This is a genomic window from Cupriavidus neocaledonicus, assembly GCF_000372525.1.
Taxonomy (GTDB): domain Bacteria; phylum Pseudomonadota; class Gammaproteobacteria; order Burkholderiales; family Burkholderiaceae; genus Cupriavidus; species Cupriavidus neocaledonicus.
In genome coordinates this window covers 1-6990 of sequence record NZ_AQUR01000040.1, presented here as the reverse complement: position 1 = coordinate 6990, position 6990 = coordinate 1, and the positions used below count along the sequence as shown (strand labels likewise).

Annotated in this window: 3 protein-coding genes and 1 pseudogene; 2 read left to right on the top strand and 2 right to left on the bottom strand. The window is 62.6% G+C overall.

The window, feature by feature from the left end; all coding sequences use genetic code 11:
* On the bottom strand, positions 1–543 hold a 543-nt coding region (locus tag A3AG_RS32570), incomplete at its 3' end, for a PEP/pyruvate-binding domain-containing protein (protein ID WP_276307874.1).
* A gap of 560 nt (positions 544–1103) precedes the next feature.
* A pseudogene (locus tag A3AG_RS31025) lies at positions 1104–2087 on the bottom strand (transposase).
* 687 nt (positions 2088–2774) lie between these two features.
* Here A3AG_RS31025 and A3AG_RS0100525 point away from each other — a divergent pair.
* Complete coding sequence (locus A3AG_RS0100525) at positions 2775–3881, top strand: efflux RND transporter periplasmic adaptor subunit (protein ID WP_012354701.1); 1107 nt, start codon at positions 2775–2777, stop codon at positions 3879–3881.
* A gap of 20 nt (positions 3882–3901) precedes the next feature.
* The coding region (locus A3AG_RS0100520; protein WP_018003695.1) for an efflux RND transporter permease subunit at positions 3902–6990 on the top strand (3089 nt) is incomplete at its 3' end.

The window sequence follows — 6990 nt, the reverse complement described above, 5'->3', positions numbered from 1 at the left end:
CTCCGGTGCATCGTGGCCCGGTACAAATATGTAAGTGCGGGTGCCGTTTCCACCAGAAGTCACAACTGTAGTATCGCCGCTCTCATCGTAGCTAACAATATAGTATGGAAGGCCAGATTCAGGGTCGCATGTCATGACAACGCCACTTACCGCGATATCTTTGGCCATCGGTTGGACGAACACCTCGTCGGATGGCAATAGGGTGCCGTACGAAGAGAACACATCATCTATTGCTTGAATCAGTTGCTCATCGGTACGGACATTTAATACAGAAAGGTACTGGCCGGCTTTGGATTGCTCCAGACTATCCTCGGATGCTGCGCTAGATCTAACTGCTAGAGGATCCGATATTCCGAAAGAAATTTTTATTAATTTGACAATCTTTGTGGAACTTGTGCTCCATTGTGCATGCGTCACACGATGAAGCGGATAAACGTCGAATTTAGAGGCGGCTGCTCTGAGTGCGATTAATGTTTTCGCTTTTGTGTTTTTGAAGGGGGCGGCGTCTGGGAAAATCCTCATGGAGGAGTTTGATTTGTCCAAGTTATTGATCTCCAGGCTAATAATATGTTCCGTATTTTTGGTGTGATTTGTGGTCCAAATGCAGCGAAATTATGTGGCATTAGGTAAATTTCCACATCGACGCGCCGCAAGTACATAGAGCAACATGCGTGCCAAACCTAAACACATAAATGCTCACAACTCAATGGATTGATTGAGAGCGGGGACTTCGAAGGAAATGACAAGCCGATCGTGGGCCGTTGAATGTCTATGAGGGGTGGCGTGGACCTTCAACGCGCCCGGCATGAGTGGACTATTCGGGCCTTCGGTACTGGCTGCGGGCTTTGGCTGGGTCTCGATAGGCTGTGCGCATTTTGATCGAGACAATTAGCAATGATCCGTTTGCTTATATAGTAAAGGCACTCTTTACTTTATTTATTGGTATGTCGCTATATGATCAATGGCGGCGACTATTGGTTGGAAAGACGACGATTTTGTCGTAAAGCAGACTTTTGCTGCTACATTGGTGACCGCGAAACCATGGCAACACCATTTCGACAAACATGCCAAGGTTGCCGTCCTGTTTAGGCATTTTGTTTGGTTCAACGAGGAATTCCGGGGAAGGCCCCGCGGATTTTGAGGAAGAAATACTCCTGGTCTGGGTAGCAGTAGACATGGCGCTTGATGACCTTAATCGTGTTGCTGATCCCCTCCGTGTTTAACGGCTGCCGGCAGCGGATGTACCTCCTGAGGGGCACTCTGATTCTGCGGGTTGCGCAGCAGCAGCCAGCGCGTGGACTTGAGCACCCGCCTGGTACTGTGATCGTGCCGCAGGCGATTGGCCTGGTCGACGCGAACCCGGCCAAGGGCCTCGCGCCCGTACTTGGCCACGACGTTGGAACAGGTCATAGGCGCTTCCGAAGCCCAGCTCGTACGCGGTCGTCATGTCGATGGGCGACTGCCGCGACGCGCTTGGCCGCGTCCGGTTAGGAGTTGCTCGAGGAACGTTGATGCCGTCTCGCGCGAGTGGCCCTTTCCGATCCGGAGCACGTCCGATCGGATCGATGACCACTGTGGTGTAGCGATGTCGCTTGCGCAGGGTGAATCGTCCGTAGCCAGATAAGGGATTGGTCGACCACAGGCTCGCGCAGGCGTGCCTTGTCGATGGATTTGACGGTACGCCAGCCCAGTTCGTAGAAGGCGCCCACGGCCTGCACCGTGCAGCTGCGTAAGCAAATGGCCGCAGCTTGTGCCAGCCGGGCTGTGGGACGCGTTGATCGCGCCCGAGCTATTCCAGCCGTTCAAGCCGGGGGCCGCCGCACTGGCCGCACCACACCCCACGCCGCGGGAAGTGCGGCACAACGCGGTACTCGAACAGCGGCAGATCCCTGACTCGGCGAACTAACGTCTGTGAGTCTGATGACACCGCGCCGCGCACTCCTCGCAATGCATGACCTTGCTGACAGCATCGGATAGAGCGACAGCGTGCGGCTCTCGCCCTCGGGCCAAGCCACACGTTGCGGCCTGCAACCTGAAAAGCAACTCAATGCTGTGGTAGTGTGAAGCCGGCCGCGAGTTGTTGGCAACGAAGGGATCCGTCTCTGACGTGGGCATTCATATTGTGTCCAGATTGAATTCGGTTCGCCCGCGTTGTGGGCGGGCCGCGGCCGCAAGGATGTGCGTTGTGGCTACATGTATTCCGGCGATTCCTCATAGGTTCTAGTGATCCCGGCCTCTTGCGGTCGGGTCCGATCTTGCCCTGCGTCACGAATGGGAGGTGATTGAGCAGGCCGGCCACTTGAAAGCCAATTCCAGCACAAAGGAAGCATACGGAAGTACCTACGAGGGATTGCGCGTTAATGAGAACCTTCTATACTCGGCGCTCGACAGCCCTAAAAGGTTGCGCTTTACCGTGCGCCATCAGATTGATGATCTATCAGAGAATCCCTACGCGCAATTCGGGTCTGACTGACGGACAGATTATTATGGTGCGGCAGATAATTTGGAATGAGAGGTTCTGTGTATAGCGGGTCATTAAATTCACCGGGCTTGCACCGTTGTGCGTTCTCGTTGGGGGTACCAAGTCGCAGGCCTAAGAGCGGTGTGCTGGCGGGTGCTTATCGTGATCACCCCTTTGGTAAGGGACTGAGCGTGAGTGACGCAAAAGAAGTCCCGAGGTGTCGCAGAGTATTTCCGCGACGATATGTTCGGGCAAGCCTTGAAGGATGGGTAAGGGGTTGCCGCCAAAGCCAGTAACCGTCCAAAAGGCCGACATGAAACGAAAGAACCTCCTAGTCACTATTGGCTGCACTTTTTTAGTGCTGGGCATTGTGACCTACGTGCGCACCGCTAGAAGTTCGCATCGGATATTTGAACCTGAGGAGGCCAGCGGCGTCGAATTCCTGCAGACAGACTTGGTTCAAGTGGCGCGCCAGGACCTGCAGTTGTCGCTACCACTGTCGGGCAGCCTGCGCGCGCTGAACCAGGCCTCGGTCAAGGCCAAGGTCTCCGGTGAGGTGAAGCAGGTGCTGGTGCGCGAGGGCGAACCGGTGCGCGCCGGCCAGGTCATCGTGCGCATCGACCCGGCCGAATACGAGGCCCGGGCCGCGCAGGCGCGCGGGCAGATGCTGGCCGCGCGCGGCCAGTTCGAGAATTCGCGCCAGACCTGGGAACGCAACCGCGAACTGGTCGGCAAGGGCTTTATCTCGCAGACCGCCTTCGACAAGTACCAGTCCGACCTGGCGGTGACGCGCGCCAACCTCGACGCTGCCCAAGGCGGGCTGGCGGTGGCGCAGAAGGCGCTGGCCGACACCGTGGTCAAGGCGCCGCTCGACGGTATGGTGGCCGCGCGCGCGGTGCAGCCTGGCGAGAAGGTGTCGCCGGATACGCGCCTGGTCGATGTGGTCGACCTGCGCGTGCTGGAGCTGGAAGCGCCGATCCCGATGGCCGAGGTGGCGCGCGCCGCGGTGGGCCAGCCGGTGGCGCTGGAAGTGGAAGGCGCCGGCGGCTTTGCCGGCAAGCTGGTGCGCATCAACCCGGCGGTCAGCGAGGGCACGCGCAGCATCATGGTCTATGTGCGCGTCGACAATGCCGACCAGAAACTGCGCGCCGGCATGTTCGCGCGCGGCGCGCTGGTGCTGGGCCAGCGCGCCGCGGTGGTGGCGGTGCCGGTGTCGGCGGTGCGCACCGAGGGCGAGCGCGCCTTCGTCTATGCCATCGAGCGCGACACGCTGGCGGAACGCCCGGTGCAACTCGGCCTGCGCGACGAAGCCGGCGGCATGGTCGAAATCGTCGCCGGCCTCGACGCCGGCGCCGAGATCGTGCGCAACAACCTGGGCACGCTGCGCAGCGGCAGCCAGGTCAGGCTCGTCAAGACCTGACAGCATAGAGGACGCGCCCCATGTGGTTCACCCGCCTGTCGATCCGCAACCCGGTGCTGGCCACCATGATGATGATGGCCTTCATCGTGGTGGGGCTATTCTCGTACCAGCGGCTGCCGGTTGACCAGTTCCCGGACATCACCTTCCCGGTGGTGGTGGTGCAGACCGAATACCCAGGCGCCGCGCCGGAGTCGGTCGAGTCCGACGTCACGCGCAAGGTCGAGGAGATCGTCAATACCATCTCCGGCATCGACGAGATCTTTTCGCACTCCTACCAGGGCACTTCGGTCGTCGTGATCAAGTTCGACCTGAGCGTCGATGTCGGCCAGGCCGCGCAGGACGTGCGCGACAAGATCGCGCTGATCCGCCCGCAGTTCCGCGACGAGGTCAAGGAACCGCGCGTGCTGCGCTATGACCCGTCCGACGCGCCGATCTTCTACCTGTCGGTGTCCAACGCGCCGGGCGCCGGCCGCGGCCAGCGCGAGCTGACCACCATCGCCGACCAGATCGTGCGCAAGCGGCTGGAAACCGTACGCGGCGTGGGCGCGATTAATCTCGTCGGCGGCACCAGGCGCGAGGTCGAGATCCGCATCCGTCCGGCGCAGCTGGAAGCGCTGGGCATCGGCGTCGACCAGGTGATGAACGCGATCCGCAACGAGAACCAGGAATTGCCCGCGGGCGAACTGCGTTCCGCGGCGACCGAGACCGTGGTGCAGATCAAGGGCCGCGTGCCCACGCCGGATGCGTTCCGGCAGATCATCGTCGCGCGCCGCGCCGGCCAGCCGGTGACGCTGGGCGAGATCGCCGACGTGCGCGACGGCCAGGAAGAACAGGAAAGCCTGGCATTGCTCGACGGCAAGCGCGCGCTGTTCCTGTCGGTGGTGAAGGCGCAGGGCCAGAACACGGTCGATACCGTCGACGGCCTGGTGCGCATGACCGACGAGGTGCGCAAGCTGGTGCCCGCCGGCGTGCAGCTGAATGTGGTCAACGACACCGCGCGCGGCATCCGCAGCAGCGTGAAGGAAGTGCGCTCGACCTTGCTGGAAGGCGCCTTCCTGACCGTGGCGATCGTGTTCCTGTTTCTCGGCTCGTGGCGCAGCACGGTGATTACCGGGCTGACGCTGCCGATCGCGCTGATCGGCACCTTCGGCGTGATGTACCTGTGCGGCTTCACCCTCAACGTGATCACGCTGATGGCGCTGTCGCTGTGCGTGGGCCTGCTGATCGACGATGCCATCGTNGTGCGCGAGAACATCGTGCGCCACAACCTGATGGGCAAGGACCACCGCAGCGCGGCGCTGGACGGCACCAACGAGATCGGGCTGGCGGTGCTGGCCACCACCTTCTCGATCGTCGCGGTGTTCCTGCCGGTGGGCTTCATGGGCGGCATCATCGGGCGCTTCTTCCACCAGTTCGGCATCACCGTGGTGGCGGCGGTGCTAATCTCGATGTTCGTCTCGTTCACGCTGGACCCGATGCTGTCCTCGGTCTGGCATGACCCCGACCTGCACGGTACCGGCAACAAGGCCAGCTGGTACGGACGCACGGTGGGACGGCTGCTGGACTGGTTCTCGGCCAGGATGGACCGGCTCGGCGACGGCTACGCCGGCATGCTGGGCTGGGCGCTGAAGCATCGCCTGGCGACCGCCGTCATCGCCGCCACGACCTTCTTCGGCAGCTTTGCGCTGGTGCCGCTGATCGGCACCGAGTTCGTGCCCAATGCCGACCTGGGCGAGACCCAGGTCGGCTTCACCACGCCGGTCGGCACCCCGCTCGACGTCACCGAAGCCAAGGTGCGGCAGGTCGAAGCCGCGCTGAAGGCCTTCCCCGAAGTGGCCTACACCTACGCCACCATCAACTCGGGCAACGCCTCGGGCCGCAACAACGCGCTGGTGTCGGTGCGCCTGACCGAGCGGCGCGCGCGCACCCTGACCACCGCGCAGCTCAACCCGCTGATCCGCCAGCGCCTGGCCGGCATTGCCGGCATCACGCTGACCATGGTCGGCATGCCCGACGGCGCCGGCGGGCAAAAGGCGATCCAGGTATCGATCCAGGGCGACGACCTCGACGAACTGCGACGCCTGTCGCGCGAAGCCAGCGCGCGCATGGCGGCGATTCCCGGCCTGACCGACCTGGATTCGAGCATGAAGGACGACCGCCCCACCATCGAAGTCCGCATCCGGCGCGAGCTGGCCTCGGACCTGGGCGTGGGCGTGGCGCAGATCGGCAATGCGCTGCGCCCGCTGCTGGCCGGCGATGCCATCAGCTCCTGGCGCGCGCCCGACGACGAGAATTACGACGTGCGCGTGCGCCTGCCGAAGGACGCGCGCACCGGCATGGCCGACCTCAGCGCGCTGATGATCGCCAGCAGCCACGCCAATGCCGATGACTCGCCGAAGATGGTGCCGCTGCGCCAGATCGCCGAGCTGGTGCCCACCACCGGCGCCAACCAGATCAGCCGGCGCGACCTGAACCGCGAGGTCGAGCTGACCGCCAACGTGGCCGGGCGCTCGGCTGGCGAAGTCGCGCGCGACGTCAAGGCCGCGCTGGATGGGGTCAACTGGCCGGCCGGCTACAAGTACCGCTTCGGCGGCTCGACCAAGTCGATGAACGAGTCGTTCGGCTACGCCGTGTCGGCGCTGGCGCTGGCGGTGATCTTCATCTACATGATCCTGGCCTCGCAGTTCGCCAGCTTCTTCCAGCCGATCGCCATCATGACCTCGCTGCCGCTGACGCTGGCCGGCGTGTTCGCGGCGCTGCTGCTGTTCGGCTCGACCCTGAACATGTTCTCGATCATCGGTTTCATCATGCTGATGGGGCTGGTGACCAAGAATGCGATCCTGCTGGTGGACTTCGCCAACCAGGCGCGCCACGGGGTCGACGGCCGCGAGCCGCTGTCGCGCGAGGCCGCGCTGGTCGAAGCCGCGCGCGTGCGGCTGCGCCCGATCCTGATGACGACGCTGGCGATGATCTTCGGCATGGTGCCGCTGGCCTTCAGCCTGGGCGAGGGCGCCGAGCAGCGCGCGCCGATGGGACAGACCGTGATCGGCGGCATCATCACCTCGTCGATCCTGACGCTGGTGGTGGTGCCGGTGATCTATACGTACCT

Excerpts from the sequence above, each read along its gene's own strand:
- A3AG_RS0100525 (WP_012354701.1), top strand. The coding sequence starts at position 2,775 with ATGAAACGAAAGAACCTCCTAGTCACTATTGGCTGCACTTTTTTAGTG.